Annotated in this window: 13 protein-coding genes and 1 riboswitch; of the genes, 5 read left to right on the forward strand and 8 right to left on the reverse strand. The window is 68.8% G+C overall.

Going from position 1 to position 14,256, the window contains the following annotated elements; all coding sequences use genetic code 11:
* Positions 1-4 precede the first annotated feature (4 nt).
* The 3 genes from cobN to EV652_RS26245 form a co-directional block, all read right to left on the reverse strand.
* Positions 5-3,712: a cobaltochelatase subunit CobN gene (gene cobN, locus EV652_RS26235; RefSeq protein ID WP_132211898.1), complete on the reverse strand. Its 3,708-nt coding sequence runs from the start codon at positions 3,710-3,712 to the stop codon at positions 5-7.
* Positions 3,713-3,751: 39 nt separating this feature from the next.
* Positions 3,752-3,875, reverse strand: a riboswitch (cobalamin riboswitch).
* 76 nt (positions 3,876-3,951) lie between these two features.
* A complete protein-coding gene (locus EV652_RS26240; protein ID WP_158441249.1) occupies positions 3,952-4,443 on the reverse strand; it encodes an SRPBCC family protein in 492 nt (163 codons plus the stop codon).
* The gene (locus EV652_RS26245) at positions 4,440-4,775 is read right to left on the reverse strand and encodes an ArsR/SmtB family transcription factor (protein ID WP_132211900.1); all 336 of its coding nucleotides are present in this window, start codon (positions 4,773-4,775) and stop codon (positions 4,440-4,442) included. Before EV652_RS26245 ends, EV652_RS26240 begins: the two co-directional genes overlap by 4 nt.
* A 253-nt stretch (positions 4,776-5,028) precedes the next feature.
* Here EV652_RS26245 and EV652_RS26250 point away from each other — a divergent pair, with 253 nt between their 5' ends.
* On the forward strand, positions 5,029-6,303 hold the full coding sequence (locus EV652_RS26250) for a vanadium-dependent haloperoxidase (RefSeq protein WP_132211901.1): 1,275 nt from the start codon (positions 5,029-5,031) through the stop codon (positions 6,301-6,303).
* A gap of 2 nt (positions 6,304-6,305) precedes the next feature.
* Here EV652_RS26250 and EV652_RS26255 read toward each other — a convergent pair whose 3' ends face one another.
* From EV652_RS26255 to EV652_RS26265, 3 genes are read right to left on the reverse strand one after another with little or no spacing between them, the layout of a single operon-like run.
* Entirely contained in the window at positions 6,306-7,274 is a 969-nt protein-coding gene (locus tag EV652_RS26255; RefSeq protein WP_132211902.1) for a DUF3500 domain-containing protein, read from the reverse strand.
* The gene (locus EV652_RS26260; protein WP_132211903.1) at positions 7,265-7,945 is read right to left on the reverse strand and encodes a phosphoglycerate mutase family protein; all 681 of its coding nucleotides are present in this window, start codon (positions 7,943-7,945) and stop codon (positions 7,265-7,267) included. Before EV652_RS26260 ends, EV652_RS26255 begins: the two co-directional genes overlap by 10 nt.
* Before the next feature lie 2 nt (positions 7,946-7,947).
* A complete protein-coding gene (locus tag EV652_RS26265) occupies positions 7,948-8,883 on the reverse strand; it encodes a cobalamin biosynthesis protein (protein WP_242002018.1) in 936 nt (311 codons plus the stop codon).
* 42 nt (positions 8,884-8,925) lie between these two features.
* Between EV652_RS26265 and EV652_RS26270 the strand changes: the two genes are divergently transcribed.
* From EV652_RS26270 to EV652_RS26280, 3 genes are read left to right on the forward strand one after another with little or no spacing between them, the layout of a single operon-like run.
* Positions 8,926-9,729 carry a serine hydrolase gene (locus tag EV652_RS26270; protein ID WP_132211905.1) on the forward strand — a complete coding sequence of 268 codons (804 nt, stop codon included), beginning with the start codon at positions 8,926-8,928 and terminating at the stop codon, positions 9,727-9,729.
* Positions 9,726-10,787 (forward strand): mandelate racemase/muconate lactonizing enzyme family protein, encoded by a 1,062-nt coding sequence (locus tag EV652_RS26275; RefSeq protein ID WP_132211906.1) that lies wholly within the window; start codon positions 9,726-9,728, stop codon positions 10,785-10,787. Before EV652_RS26270 ends, EV652_RS26275 begins: the two co-directional genes overlap by 4 nt.
* Positions 10,784-11,644, forward strand: a complete 861-nt coding sequence (locus EV652_RS26280) for a C40 family peptidase (RefSeq protein WP_132211907.1) — start codon at positions 10,784-10,786, stop codon at positions 11,642-11,644. Before EV652_RS26275 ends, EV652_RS26280 begins: the two co-directional genes overlap by 4 nt.
* Before the next feature lie 66 nt (positions 11,645-11,710).
* On the opposite strand, the gene EV652_RS26285 is transcribed toward EV652_RS26280, so the two are convergent.
* Both EV652_RS26285 and EV652_RS26290 read right to left on the reverse strand, forming a co-directional pair.
* Entirely contained in the window at positions 11,711-12,898 is a 1,188-nt protein-coding gene (locus EV652_RS26285) for a TerC family protein (RefSeq protein WP_132211908.1), read from the reverse strand.
* A 351-nt stretch (positions 12,899-13,249) separates the two neighbouring features.
* The gene (locus EV652_RS26290) at positions 13,250-13,594 is read right to left on the reverse strand and encodes an MmcQ/YjbR family DNA-binding protein (RefSeq protein ID WP_199238416.1); all 345 of its coding nucleotides are present in this window, start codon (positions 13,592-13,594) and stop codon (positions 13,250-13,252) included.
* Positions 13,595-13,668: 74 nt separating this feature from the next.
* On the opposite strand from EV652_RS26290, the gene EV652_RS26295 reads away from it, so the two are divergent.
* The gene (locus EV652_RS26295; protein WP_305000223.1) at positions 13,669-14,256 is read left to right on the forward strand and encodes a nitrilase-related carbon-nitrogen hydrolase; all 588 of its coding nucleotides are present in this window, start codon (positions 13,669-13,671) and stop codon (positions 14,254-14,256) included.

Here is a 14,256-nt window from a genome sequence, read left to right on the forward strand (position 1 = left end):
GGGGTCAGCTGCGGTCCTCGATGTCGCCTTCCGTCTCGAGGACCGCACTGCGGAGCGTCTCCAACGCCTCGTCCGTCGGCTCCGACCACAGACCGCGCTGGGCGGCCTCGAGCAGCCGTTCGGCGATACCGTGCCGGGCCCACGGGTTGGACTTGCGGAAGAACTCGGCCATCTCCGGGTTCGCGACGTACTCGGTAGTCAGCGTCTCGTACATCCAGTCGTCGACCACACCCGCGGTCGCGTCGTACCCGAAGAGATAGTCCACCGTCGCGGCCATCTCGAACGCGCCCTTGTACCCGTGCCGCCGCATCGCCGCCATCCACCGCGGGTTCACCACCCGGGCCCGGAAGACGCGCTTGGTCTCCTCCTCCAGCGTCCGCGTCTTCACCTGCGCGGGTACGGCGGAATCCCCGACGTACGCCTTCGGGTTCGCACCGGTCAGGTGGCGGACCATCGCGATCATGCCGCCGTGGTACTGGAAGTAGTCGTCGGAGTCCATGATGTCGTGCTCGCGGGTGTCGGCGTTCTTCGCCGCCACCTGGATCCGGGCGTACGCGCGCTCCATCGACCCGCGCGCCTCGGCACCGTCGAGGTCCTTGCCGTACGCGTACCCGCCCCAGACGGCGTACACCTCGGCCAGTTCCGCGTCGGTACGCCAGTTCCGCGCGTCCACCAGCGGCAGCAGACCGGCGCCGTACGAGCCGGGCTTGGAGCCGAAGACACGCGCGGTGGACGCTCTCAGATCGTTGCCCGCCGCAACATCAGCGTCGACATGCGCGCGAAGGTAGTTGTCGTCGGCGGACTCGTCCAGGGCGGCGACGGTACGCACGGCCTCGTCCAGCAGGGCGACGACATGCGGGAAGGCATCCCGGAAGAAGCCGGAGATCCGGATCGTCACGTCGACCCGCGGCCGGCCGAGCTCCTCGAGCGGGACCACCTCGAACCCGGTGACCCGGCGCGACGCCTCGTCCCAGACCGGGCGGCAGCCGAGCAGCCAGAGCACCTCGGCGAGGTCGTCGCCCTGGGTGCGCATCGCCGACGTACCCCAGACCGTCAGGCCGACGGACCGCGGCCACTCCCCTGTCTCAGCCTTGTGCCGGGCGAGCAGCGAGTCGGCCAGCGCGACGCCGACGTCCCAGGCGTTGCGGCTCGGGATCGCCTTCGGGTCGACCGCGTAGAAGTTGCGGCCGGTCGGCAGCACGTTGACCAGGCCGCGGGTCGGCGAACCCGACGGACCAGCCTCGACGAAGCGGCCGTCCAACGCGCGCAGCACGTTCGCCAGCTCGTCGCCGGTGCGCGCAAGCCTCGGGACAACCTCGGAGGCGGCGAACGTCAACGACGCCTCGACCCCGGCCGACGAGCGGCCGAGCACCTCGGTCACGACCACCGGGACCTTGGCCGCGTCCCAGCTCAGGGTCTCCATCCCGACGACGAGCTTCCGCGCGACCGCCTCCAGCAGATCCACGCCGTCGGCGCCGCTGACCGCAGGCAGGTCCGCGAGCGTGGCGAGGTCGGCGAGGTCCGCGGCCTGCCCCGGGTTCGCGAGCAGCTCCGCCTCGTCGACGCCGTACGTCTCCCCCAGCGCCGTCCGCAGCCCGAGGATCGAGTACGAACCACCCCACAGCTGACGGGCCCGCAGGATGGCGAGCACCAGGTTGATCCGCGCCTCGCCGGTCGGCGCACCGCCGAGCACGTGCAGCCCGTCGCGGATCTGTACGTCCTTGATCTCGCACAGATACCCGTCGAGGTGCAGCACGAACTCGTCGAACTCCTCGTCCTCGGGCTTCTCCGAGGTGTGGAGATCGTGATGCAGCTGCGCCGCCTGGATCAGCGTCCAGATCTGCGCCCGCAGGGTCGGCACCTTGTCCGGATCCAGCGCCTGAACGGTCGCGTACTCGTCGAGTAGATACTCCAGCTTCGCCATGTCGCCGTACGTCTCGGCCCGCGCCATCGGCGGCACCAGGTGGTCGACGACGGTCGCGTGGGCCCGCCGCTTCGCCTGCGTCCCCTCACCGGGATCGTTGACGATGAACGGGTACACCATCGGCAGGTTCCCGAGTACGGCGTCCGGCGCGCAGTCGGCCGCCATCCCGATGCCCTTGCCCGGCAGCCACTCCAGCGTCCCGTGCTTACCCAGATGTACGACGGCATGCGCGCCGAACCCGCCCTCGTCAGCCGAAGCCTCGAGCCAGCGGTACGCCGCCAGATAGTGGTGCGACGGCGCCATGTCCGGGTCGTGGTAGATCGCCACCGGGTTCTCACCGAAACCACGCGGCGGCTGGATCATCAGGACGACGTTCCCGAAGCGCAACGCGGCCAGCGCGATCGCGGGCTCCCCACCGGACGTGTCGACGTACAGCTCACCCGGCGCCGCACCCCATGCCTCGGTCATTGCCTCGCGCAACGACTCCGGGACGCGGCCGAACCACTGCGCGTACGTCGACAGCGGGATCTTCGCGACCGCCGTGGCCAACTGCTCGTCGGTCAGCCAGTCGACATCGTGACCACCGGCCGCGATCAGACGGTGGATCAGCCCGTCGGCACCGTCAGGTCCTTGGAGCTCATCCAGGTCGAGATCACCGAGGTCGTAGCCGGCGTCCTGGAGCTGACCGAGCAGGACGACCGCCGATGCCGGGGTGTCCAGACCGACCGCGTTCCCGATCCGCGCGTGCTTCGTCGGGTACGACGACAGCACCAGAGCGAGCCGCTTCTCGGCCGCCGGGACGTGCCGGAGCCGGGCGTGCGCGACCGCGATCCCGGCGAGCCGATCGCAGCGCTCAAGATCCGGCGCATAGCGGGCCAGGCCCTGCTCGTCGTACGACTTGAAGGAGAACGGGATCGTGATCAGTCGTCCGTCGAACTCGGGAATCGCAACCTGCGTCGCCGCGTCGAGCGGGCTCACCGCCGCGTCGCTTGCCAGCCACTGCTCGCGCGTCGAGGTCAGCGCGAGGCCCTGGATCAGCGGAATGTCGAGCGAGGCGAGCGCACCCGCGTCCCACGCGTCGTCCGAACCACCCGCGCTCGCGTCGGCCGCAACGGAACCACCGGCGGCGAGCAACGTGGTGACCAGTACGTCGCACTTCCGCAGCAACTCGAAGAGTCCGGCGTTCTCGGCCGACGTCGGATCGAGTCCGCGCAGCGTCCCGCAGTACACCGGCAACGGCTGCGCACCGGCCTGCGAAACCGCGGCGGCCAGCGCGTCGACGAAGGCGGTGTTCCCGGAGATCTCGTGCGCACGGTAGTAGACGATGCCGACCACCGGCCGCTCGTCCTCGACGAACGTCCCCCGCACCCCGTACGCCGGTAGCGCGCGCGGCGGGTCGAATTCGTCGCCGGTCAGCAGGAGCGTGTCGCGGAGGAAACCGGCCAGGTTGCGCAGGTTCTCCGAGCCGCCCTCGCGGAGGTACGCGAGCGCCTCGGTCACGGCGCCGGCGGGCACGGTCGACAGCGACATGAGTTCGGCGTCGGGCGCCGACTCGCCGCTGACCACCACGGCCGGCTTGCCGGAGGCGACGACCGCGTCGAGCCCTTCCTCCCAGGCCCGGCGACCGCCGAGCAGGCGGACCACCACGATCTCGGCGTCCTCGAGCAGCGGGCTGAGGTCGTCCAGGGTGAGCCGGGCGGGGTTCGCGACCTTCCAGCCGGCCTCCGCCTCGGCGGCGGCGAGCAGATCGGTGTCGGCAGTGGAGAGCAGCAACAGGTTCGCGGGCACGCGTGACCGGTCCTTCCTCGGGGTGTCCACGCCCCGTCCGGAGGTTCGACGGCGGCAGTTCCTGACTCCCACACGAGGTGGTCACAGTGGCGGGACCGTCCCGGACTCACACCGGGTTCCTGCCGTGCCCCGCGTCGGGGCACGTTATGCCGTCGGATGACGTCGGTGACTCTATCCGACGCCGGCCGCCCGGGCCCCGGCGTCAGGGCATCAGGAGGTCACCGAGGCTCCTTCTGCGCTCAGGCCCGATGAGCTGGGATGGCCTTCACGTAGTGCGCGTGCAGGTGGTCCCAGGTCGGGCGGTCGGTTGGTGGTTGGGTGCCGAGGACAAGTGAGTCGAGGGTGTCCAGGTGGAAGTGCCAGCCGGCGGCGAAGTCGGGAGCGTCAGTCGGGTCGGTGATGCGGCTGTGGGTCAGGACCAGGCGGGTGCCGTTCTCCTCCGGCGTGAGCTCAATCCGTACGACGCTGTCCTGGGGCTGGGTGGAGCCGCCGTTCCACTCGAACTCGGCCACCTGCGGCGGCTCCCAGACCAGTACCGCTCCAGTGATCGGGTAGTCAGGGTTGTCGTGGAAGACCAAGCTCACCCGCTCCGGGCCGATCTCGCCGTCGGCGATCCAGCGGCTCAGACCGTCCTTCGTGGTGAGGTACGACCACAGCGTGCCGGTGTCGACCGGGTACACGCGCTCCAGCCGGACGGTGCCGCGGCTGGTGATGGTTCCGAGGTTTGTCATCTGTCGCTCCTGTTCGGTGTCGTGCCCGCCGCGAGGTCGGCGCGAATGCGTTCGTCCAGGCGGTCGAGCTGCCGGTTCCAGAACTGCCGTTGGGTGGAGACCCATTGATCCAGGTCCTCGAGCCCTTTCGGGTCGAGGCTGTAGACCCGGCGTTGCGCGTCAACCCGCCGCCGCACCAGCCCCGCCTCACGCAGCACCTTCAGGTGGTGCGCGACCGCCGGCCGAGTACTGCTGAACTCACCCGCCAGCTCCCCAGCCGTCCGCTCACCGCGAGCCAGCAACTCAACGATCCGCCGCCGGGTCCCGTCCGCCAGGGCACTGAAGATCTCCACGACTCCGATCGTGTCAAAGCTTGCTTACTTAAGTCAAGTCTTATTAAAGCCGCCGTCGACACCACGCATGTTCCTTCTGGAGAAGCCAATTCTGACCAACGCTTGATTGCCGAAGGAGCCGGGCGGAGTCCTTGACCCGCTCGGTTCAACCGTGCTAGGCCGGAAATAACGGGGCTTGTCCGCTGCGCCCTCCGGCATCGCGCAGATTGTTGCTTCAGCACAAGTCGTTCGACTTCGACTGAAGGAGATTCTTGTGCGTTTCCACCACCCGGCGCTGATGACCGCGGTCACCGTGGCCGGACTTCTCACCTCTGCCGTTGCCGTCCCGTCGAGTCAGGCGACCGGCACCCGACACGCCGATCCGGCGGTGATCACGACCTGGAACGCGATCGCCGAGCGGACCATCTTCGCCGAGAACGCCACGCCGATTCCGGCCTCCGGGCTGTACTTCGGCTTCGTGTCGATCGCCGTGTACGACGCGGTGGTCGCGATCGAAGGTCGGTATCGGCCGTATCTGCAGCAACCGAAGGTTCGGGCCAAGGCGTCGACCGAGGCCGCTGCGGCCACCGCGGCGTACCGCGTGCTGAGCAACTACTTCCCTGCCTCCGCCCAGAACCTCGCGGACGACTACGCCGAATCGCTCGACGACATCCCCGACGGCACGGCGAAGACCCGTGGGCAGCAGGTCGGCGCTACCGCTGCGGCGTCGCTGATCGCGGCGCGGCTCAATGACGGTCGCGGTGCGCCCATAACCCTCAATGTCACACCGGCGCCCGGCGTGTGGCGCCCGACCCCGGAGCTGCTCGCGCCGATGGCCGTGCCTTGGCTGGGTTTCGTCCGGCCGCTCGCGCTCAAGGCGCCCACGCAGGTGCGGTTGCCGGGCCCTGACCCGATCACGTCGAAGGCGTACGCCCGTGACTTCGCCGAGGTGAAGGCGAAGGGTGCGCTCGAAGACTCGACGCGGACGCCCGCACAGACCCAGACCGCGTTGTTCTGGAACGCGAACTCGGTCGCGCAGTACCAGGCGTCGCTGCGCACCGAAGTCACCCAGCGCGGGTTCGACATCGTGCGGAGTGCGCGAGCCTTCGCCCTGCTCGGGACCAGCACCGCCGATGCGCTGATCGGCTGCTGGCGGTCCAAGTACGACTACGCCTACTGGCGGCCGATCACGGGGATCCGGCTGGCCGACACCGATGGCAACCGCGCGACCAAGCCCGATCCCACGTGGTCACCGCTGGTCGCGACACCGCCGTACCCGGACTATGTCAGCGGACATGCGTGCGTCACCGGTGCCGCGTCCGAGACCTTCGGCCGCCTGTTCGGTGCACGGTCGATCAATGTGGACGTCTCGTCGACGGTGACGAGTACGACGCGCCACTTCCGCACTGCCGCGGCGCTGGATGCCGAGACCAAGAACGCCCGGATCTGGCTGGGGCTGCACTTCCGGCAGGCGATGGACGACGGGAACTACCTCGGTCATCGGGTCGCGACCTGGACCGCGCGTCACGAGTTCCTGCCGAAGCGCTGACCTCAGCGGTGCATGGCGTAGTGCGCAGCTAGGAGGTCGGTGCCCCAGTCGTTGCGGAAGTCTCGCCAAACGGAATGGATGTGGTTGGCGTTGTCCTGGGTGTTGTCGTATTCGGCCAGGAAGGAGGGGCCGGCGATCGAGTAGTAGTGGCCGTGGCCGACGCCGGGCTCGGTTTTGCCGGCCCAGGCGAAGTTGAGCCGTTCGATGCCGTGATCGGTGATGTCCTGCCAGGTCTGCAACCCGATCGGTCCGGCCGCACGTCCGACGTACTGGCCGATCAGGAGGCTGAGCAACTGGCGTTGTTCCGCGGTCATGTCGCCGTACGCGAGGCCCTGGTGGAGAAGGGACGCGTCGGCGACCGGGTCGTGCCGGGTGAGGATGTCGTCGGGTGCCTCGTCGGAGACGACGGCAACCGCGCGCTGGTCGGGCTCGAGGGCGTGCAGGAGTTGGAAGCCGAGGTCCTGCTCGGCGGCCAGGAAGCGCCGGCCCGCCTGCGGACCGGACCTCACCTCGGCAGGGTTCGCTCCGATGAACTGCGGGGTGAACGCGATCGCGCCGTCGACCAGCGTCACGTGCAGCGCCAGATGGTGACCGTTCAGGCGCCAGGCCCACGGCTCCGTGCCGGCCGGATCGCCGAGTACCCGGAGGAAGTACCGCCCGCCGAGCACGGATCCTTCCCACTCCCCCGTCAGCGGCAGCTCGGGGATCCCGCGCAGGATGACCTCCGACTCCAGCACGTCCCAGGAGTCGGCTGCGCCGCGCTCGCTGCAGCCGATCTCGATCAGCCGCTCGGCGAGCCGCTGCTGCGCCGGCGTCAGGTCAGCCAGCGGCAATCCGGGCCGGTCTCCCGGCAGGTAGGTCCACTCCTGGTGATCGGGCGTGTCGAACGCCGCCTTGATCTTGTCCAGTTGGGCGGGCGTGAGACTCGCCAGCAGGTCGAGTACAGCATCCCGGGTCTGCTCTACAACCATGCCGATCGCTCCCGTTCCGTCGGTTCGTAAGGTGTCCACTGCTCGAACGGCCGATCCAGCTTGTACTGGAAATCCGGCTGCCGCAGCAGGACGCGTGTTTCGGCGTTGTCCGGGTTCTGCAGCGACTCGAAGAACCGGACCGACCAGTGGAACCAGCGCATGCAGAACAGGCGCATGGTCAGCCCGTGCGACACCAGCAGCACGTTACGCGGCGCGTCGGGTGTCTCGAAGTCGCGGTGCATCGTCTCCAGGAAGGTGGAGACCCGGTCGTACACGTCGGAGCCGGACTCGCCGTGCGTGAACCGGTAGAAGAAGTGCCCGAACGAGTCACGCAACTGCTGCTGCCGCTCGATGTCCGCGGTGTCCTGGAAGTTGGCCCAGTCCTGTTCCCGCAGCCGCGGCTCTTCGCGGGCGTCGCCGATCAGGTCGTCGAGACCGAGTGACTCGAGGGTCTGGCAGGCTCGCAAGTACGGCGACACGTAGACCCGGACCGGCTCGTTCCCGAACAGTTCCCGCAGTTCCTTACCGGCCTCGGCCGCCTGCTCGTGGCCGTACTGGGTGAGCGGGATGGCGTGGTCGGGGACGCGCTCGAAGATGGTCTTGTCCAGGTTCGCCTCGGACTCGGCGTGCCGGATCAGCGCGATCCGCAGCGGTCGCAGGCTCAGACCCATCGTCACCCCTTCCGTTGCCCACTCCATCGCGCTGTAAGTGCCAGGATCGCCGCGGCGCCGGTCGCGGCGACACCGACGCGCCGTGCGAGGGCAGCGGTACGGCGGACGTCCGCGACCGTCGGCGGGGGTCCACCGCCCAGCGTGCCACGGTCCTCCTGATAGTCGCCGTAGCTGTTTCGCCCACCGAGCTGCAGCTCGAGCGCACCGGCGAACGCGGCCTCGACCGGACCCGCGTTCGGACTGGGGTGCTTGGACGCATCCCGCTGCCACACCCCAACCGCCTGTCGCGGCCGTCCCGCCGCGAGTCCGGTCAGCAGAGCGCAGGCCCGAGCAGGCAGCAGATTGAGTACGTCGTCCAGCCGGGCAGCGGCCCATCCGAAGTTGAGGTACTTCGCTGACTTGTAGCCGACCATCGCGTCCAGGGTGTTCGCGGCGCGGTAGCCGAGCAGCCCGGGTATGCCGAGCACGCCGCCCCAGAGCAGCGGTGCCACACAGGCGTCGGAGGTGTTCTCGGCCAACGACTCCACCGTCGCACGGGCCAGTTCGTCAGCTTCGAGGTTGGTCGCGTCCCGCGCGCACAGGTGGCTCAGGCGGTCGCGGGCAGCCGGGATGTCCTTCTCCTCGAGCAGACCGGCCATCACCTCGGCCTCGCGATCCAGGCTGCGGGCGCCGAGCACGGTCCAGGTCGCGGCGGCGGTGACCAGAGTGTGGAGGATCGGGCGGTTCCTGGTCAGCCGTTCCGCGATCACTCCGGCGGCGGTCGCCGTACCGACGAGCACGCTCGCGTACGCCGTACCGGCCGCGCGCGAGTCGTCGTACCAGCGAGCCTCCAGGCGGGACGCGACCTGGCCGAAGCCGGCCACCGGGTGGTACCGGCGGGGATCGCCGAGGACGCGGTCGGCGGCGAACCCGAGGATCAGACCCAACGCTCTGGACACCCTCGGCAGTCTGCCAGGCGGCGATATGGAAGGGTGAGCTGCATGGGAATCGCGGGGTTGCTCCGGGAGGTCGACGGGAGCGGCGAGTTCGGGGTGTGGCTGGGCCGGCTGGACGGCGGACCGGTGTTCGAGCATCAGTCAGAGCGGACGCATTACTCCGCCAGCACGATGAAACTGCCGGTGGCGATGGCGATGATGCGCAAGGTCGAGGCGGGTGAGCTGGCGCTTGACCAACCGGTGACCGTGCACAACGACTTCGAGTCCGCGGCCGGTGGGCGGTTCGGTGTGAATCCGGACGAGGACGAGGCGCCGGCGACCTGGGCGAAGCTGGGCACGCAGGTACCGCTGGGCTGGCTGGCGACCGAGATGATCACGCTGTCCAGCAACCTGGCGACGAACCTGGTGCTGGAGCAGGTCGGTGTCGCTGCAGCCCATGCCGAGCTCGGGCCTGGCCCCAGCGCGGTCCGGCGTGGGATCGACGATATCGCGGCGCGGCGGGCGGGGATCAGCAACGAGATGAGCCCGGCCGGGCTGGCCGGCGTACTGGTTGCGGTGGGCAATCAGGAAGGTGCTTCGGGCGACTACCTGCGCGACCTGCTGGCCGGCAACCAGTGGAACGGCGAGATCCCGGCGCTGCTGCCGACCGGCACCCGGGTCGAGCACAAGAACGGCTGGGACACCCGGATCCGGCACGACGGCGGTATCGTCCGCCCGCCGGACGCGGACCCCTTCGTGCTCGTGGTCTGTACGACGTCCGACCTGGCCGACGCGGACGCGCAGAAGCTGATCTCCTCGATCGCCCTGGAAGCCTGGAACCACCGACACGATCTGGGGGCGGTTCGATGAAGATCTCCACGCACCTGGTGTCGGCACCGCTGCACACGCCGTTCGTGACGGCCCTCCGTACGGCGACGCACGCCGATTCGCTCCTGGTCGAGATCAGCGACGGGGAGCTGAGCGGCTGGGGTGAGGCACCGCAGGTCTGGAAGGTCACCGGGGAATCGCTCGCCGGAGCACAGGCCTGTGTCGCGGGACCGATCGCCGCCGCGCTGGACGGGATCGGGCCAGATGACCTGACCGAGGCTCTGCGACGGGTGCAGAACGCTGCCGTCGGCAACTTCGGCGCGAAGGGCGCGGTCGACGTCGCGCTGCACGATCTCGCCGCCCGGCGACGGGGGCAGACGCTGCACGGATTCCTCGGTTCGACCGTCGACACGGTGCCGACCGATGTGACGCTGTCCGCCGGTGACGCCGACGCGTTGGCCGCCGCCGCACGTGATCGGGTCGCCGACGGGTTCGACGTACTGAAGGTGAAGGTCGGTACTGGTGACGCGGCCGCCGACGTCGCGCGGGTCCGGCGGATCCGCGAGGCGGTTGGGCCCGGGCCGCGCCTGCGCCTCGACGCGAACCAGGGCTGGACGCGCCGTGGCGCGGTCAACGCGATCCGTGCGCTGGAGGACTGCGACCTCGAACTGGTCGAGCAGCCCGTGCCCGCGGACGATCTCGAAGGGATGGCGTGGGTGACCGATCGGGTCAGTACGCCGATCCTCGCCGACGAGTCCGTGTACGGCGTACGGGATCTGGTGGCGGTGATCCGGCACGGTGCCGCGGACATGGTGAACGTGAAGCTCGCCAAGTGCGGCGGGCTCGGACCGGCCCGGACGCTGCTGGAGCTGGCCCGGGAGCACGGGATCCGGTCGATCGTCGGCTCGATGATGGAGGGCCCGGTCGGTGTCGGCGCGGCCGCCGCGCTGGTGTCGGCGTACCCGACGTCGGCGGTCAACGATCTCGATGCGGCCTGGTGGCTGAAGGAGTCGCCGGTCGTCGGCGGGATCCGGTACGACGGCGCGCTGATCCACCTGCCTGCGGCTCCTGGCCTCGGCGTGACAGGCTTGACCGTATGAAATTAGTCGCCGCCAAAGTCCCGGTCAGCACTGTGTGGACCTCGCCGGACGCGCCCCGGGACATCGACGCGCCTGCAACCGCCGCCCAGCCCGACGTGGCCGCGTGGGCCAAGTCGATGGACACCGAGACCCGCCTCGGCCTGCACGGCCGGACCCTGACCCAACTGCTGTTCGCCGAGCCCGTGCTGGTGCGGTCGGAGCGCGCCGGATGGTCGGAGATCGTCGCGCCGTGGCAGCCGTCGTCGCAGGATGAGCTCGGGTACCCGGGCTGGGTGCCATCGAGCCACCTGGGTGAGCTGCCTGGCGCCGCGTCCGATCCGGTCGCTGTCGCCGTACCCACTGCGCAGTTGTTCGCCGAGCCGGGCGCTGGGCCGGTCGCCGAGTTGTCGTTCGCCACGGTGCTCGCGTCGATGGAGCATGCGGACGGGTACACGCGGGTGGCCACGCCGGATGGTGGGTCGGGCTGGCTGGCTGACGACGTACTGCGGACCGGGCCGGGCACAGCGGAGGACCGGCTGCGGTTGGGGTCGCAGTTCCTCGGGCTCGAGTACCTCTGGGGTGGCACCGCGGCGTACGGTCTCGACTGCTCGGGGCTCGTGCACGCCGTGAGCCGAGTGCTCGGCGTGCGTACGCCGCGCGACGCGCACGACCAGGCCGCCACTCTCGAGAACATCGCGATCGACGAAGCGCAGCCTGGTGACTTGTACTTCTTCGCCCGGCCCGGCGAGACGGTCCATCACGTCGGCTTCGTCTCCGCCGAAGGCATGCTGCACGCCTCCGAAACCGGCAAGCGACTGGAGAACGAGCCGGTCTCCGACGAGCGCCGCGCCACCCTGGTCAGCGCCGCGCGCCTGTAAAACCCACAGCACGCAAGTCGCCCCGGACCACACAGGTCCGGGGCGACTTTCGTTCAGCTGGAGGGGTCAGCTTTTCCTGGCGTCCGTCTCTTCCGGCGCGCGCAACGCGTCGAGCTCGGCCCTGGTCTTGTCGTCGACGGCGTCCTGCTGACCGTTCGGGGTGTCGGTCCTGCCGTTCGGGGTGTCGGTCTTGCCGTTGAGGCTGTCGGTCGTGCCGTTCGGGCGGTCGACGACCGGGGTCGCCTCGTCCAGCTCGCCGCCGCCGGCCGCGTGCTGCAGCTCCTCCGCGCGGTGACCCGACACGCGCAGGCTGGCGATGGTGGTGATGCCGAGCGTGACGATGATGAAGCCCAGCGAGAACCAGATCGGGATCTCCGGGGCCCACTCGATGTGCTGGCCGCCGTTGATGAACGGTAGTTCGTTCTCGTGCATCGCGTGCAGCACCAGCTTCACGCCGATGAAGGCGAGCACGACGGACAAGCCGAGCGACAGGAACACCAGCCGCTTCAGCAGGTCGCCGAGCAGGAAGTACAGCTGGCGCAGACCCATCAGGGCGAACACGTTCGCGGTGAAGACCAGGAACGGCTCCTGGGTCAGGCCGTAGATCGCCGGGATCGAGTCGAGGGCGAACAGCAGGTCGGTGGTGCCGAGCGCGACGATCACGATCGCCATCGGGGTGACGAGCCGCTTGCCGTTCTTGACGATGGTCAGCTTGACGCCGTTGTACTCGTCGCTGGCGTTCAGCCGCTTCTTGGCGAAGCGGATGACCGCGTTCTCCTTGAAGTCCTCGTCGTCGTTCTCACCCTGCCTGGCCAGGTGGACCGCGGTGTAGAGCAGGAAGGCACCGAACAGGTAGAAGACCCAGGAGAACTGGTTGATCGCGGCCGCGCCGACGGCGATGAAGACGCCACGGAAGACCAGCGCCAGGATGATGCCGACCAGCAACGCGGTCTGCTGATACTTCCTGGGGACCCCGAACCTGGACATGATGATCAAGAAGATGAACAGGTTGTCGACGCTCAGGCTGTACTCGGTCAGCCAGCCGGCGAAGAACTCCCCTGCGTAGTTGCCGCCGGAGAACACCCAGACCCCGAGGCCGAAGAGCACCGCCAGACCGACGTAGAACGCGATCGCGAGCGCGGATTCCCGGGTGGTCGGTTCGTGCGGGCGCCGTCCGATGATGAAGACATCGAACGCGAGCAGCGCGAGCAGCACGCCGACAGTGATGTACCAAACGTAGTCAGCAACGTGCACAGGAAACCTCCGGAGCGCAGACGGAACAGGACTCCGAAGGTCTCTTCCGCCTGACTCGTAGGCCGAGCCTGGCCGGCGGCACCGGGCGAGGAAAACGAACCTCTGACCGTGATGACGATACCGCCGCGAAAGGAATACTCCCCTTCTCCGCCCCTATTCTGACCGGTCGGTGTCCAAGTCTCCAAATCCGGAGCGCCGAATCCACTTGTCGGAATGATCACGGCTCGCAACGGGAATATCCCCGTTCCGTCACCGGTTGTGCACGAAAACCAGCCTGATCACAGCGGGTCAGACTGTCTACGGCGTACTGTATACGCTGCGTCTGGGTGTCGTGCTCACGCACCGTAGTGCTCACGGTCGCTTGGATTTCGGCAGTTTCGCGACGATCGTCTCGTAGGACGAGTCGATCAGTTCCAGGATCTCGTCGTCGGGGACGGCGCCGCCGAGGCGGACGGTGTTCCAGCCCGAGCGACCGATGTACGCCATCTTGCCGACGTCGTCCGGGTAGGTGTCGACCAGTTCGTCGGCCTCCTCGCGGTTGCTGCCGCACTTGAGCCCGACCCCGTCGCCGCCGAGGAACGCGAAGATCTTCTCTCCCACCTTGGCGACCACATCTCCCTCCCACGGCTCGTCCTGCCAGGCACCAGGCTTGGCCAGGCAGTGCTCCAGAACGTCGGCACCGGTCAGTCTCGTCATCTCACTCCCCTGTCAGCCCGAACTGCGGCCATTCGCGCGGCTCGTGCAGGACCTCGGCCTCCAACTCTCGGGCAATGGCATCGATCGTGTCCACGGTCGCCCGGTCCGGAGCACTGCATCGCAAGCTGATGCCGACCGCGGCCGAGCGGTTCCTCTGGGGACAGGGCGACGGGTCGACGATGCCGGCGGTGCCTACCGAGATCGGCGTACTCGGAGCGGCCATCTGCTGGGAGAACTACATGCCGCTGTTCCGGCAGTCGATGTACTCGAAGGGCGTGGAGATCTGGTGCGCCCCGACGGTGGACGACCGGGATCAGTGGCAGGCCACCATGCGGCATGTCGCGCTCGAAGGCCGGTGCTTCGTCATCAGCGCGAACCAGTACCTCACCCGGGGCGACCTGCCGGACGACGTGCATCCGGTCCAGGGCGAGGCGCCGGAGACCGTGCTCATCGACGGTGGCAGCACGGTGATCTCCCCGCTCGGCGAGATCCTGGCCGGCCCCTTACGCGGCGGCGAGGGCGTGCTGGTCGCCGAGCTCGATCTCGGCGACCTGGACCGGTCGAAGTTCGACTTCGATGCGAACGGCCACTACGCCCGGCCGGACGTGTTCAGCCTCAACGTCGACGAGTCACCGAAGCACACCGTCGTACGTCAGGCCTGA

Origin of the sequence: Kribbella steppae, assembly GCF_004342025.1 — a bacterium.
GTDB lineage: Bacteria > Actinomycetota > Actinomycetes > Propionibacteriales > Kribbellaceae > Kribbella > Kribbella steppae.

Coding starts and splice junctions, on each gene's coding strand:
- EV652_RS26240 (WP_158441249.1), bottom strand. CDS start 4,443: ATGACAAACCTCGGAACCATCACCAGCCGCGGCACCGTCCGGCTGGAG.
- EV652_RS26255 (WP_132211902.1), bottom strand. CDS start 7,274: ATGGTTGTAGAGCAGACCCGGGATGCTGTACTCGACCTGCTGGCGAGT.
- EV652_RS26260 (WP_132211903.1), bottom strand. CDS start 7,945: ATGGGTCTGAGCCTGCGACCGCTGCGGATCGCGCTGATCCGGCACGCC.
- EV652_RS26270 (WP_132211905.1), top strand. CDS start 8,926: ATGGGAATCGCGGGGTTGCTCCGGGAGGTCGACGGGAGCGGCGAGTTC.
- EV652_RS26275 (WP_132211906.1), top strand. CDS start 9,726: ATGAAGATCTCCACGCACCTGGTGTCGGCACCGCTGCACACGCCGTTC.
- EV652_RS26280 (WP_132211907.1), top strand. CDS start 10,784: ATGAAATTAGTCGCCGCCAAAGTCCCGGTCAGCACTGTGTGGACCTCG.
- EV652_RS26290 (WP_199238416.1), bottom strand. CDS start 13,594: ATGACGAGACTGACCGGTGCCGACGTTCTGGAGCACTGCCTGGCCAAG.
- EV652_RS26295 (WP_305000223.1), top strand. CDS start 13,669: ATGGCATCGATCGTGTCCACGGTCGCCCGGTCCGGAGCACTGCATCGC.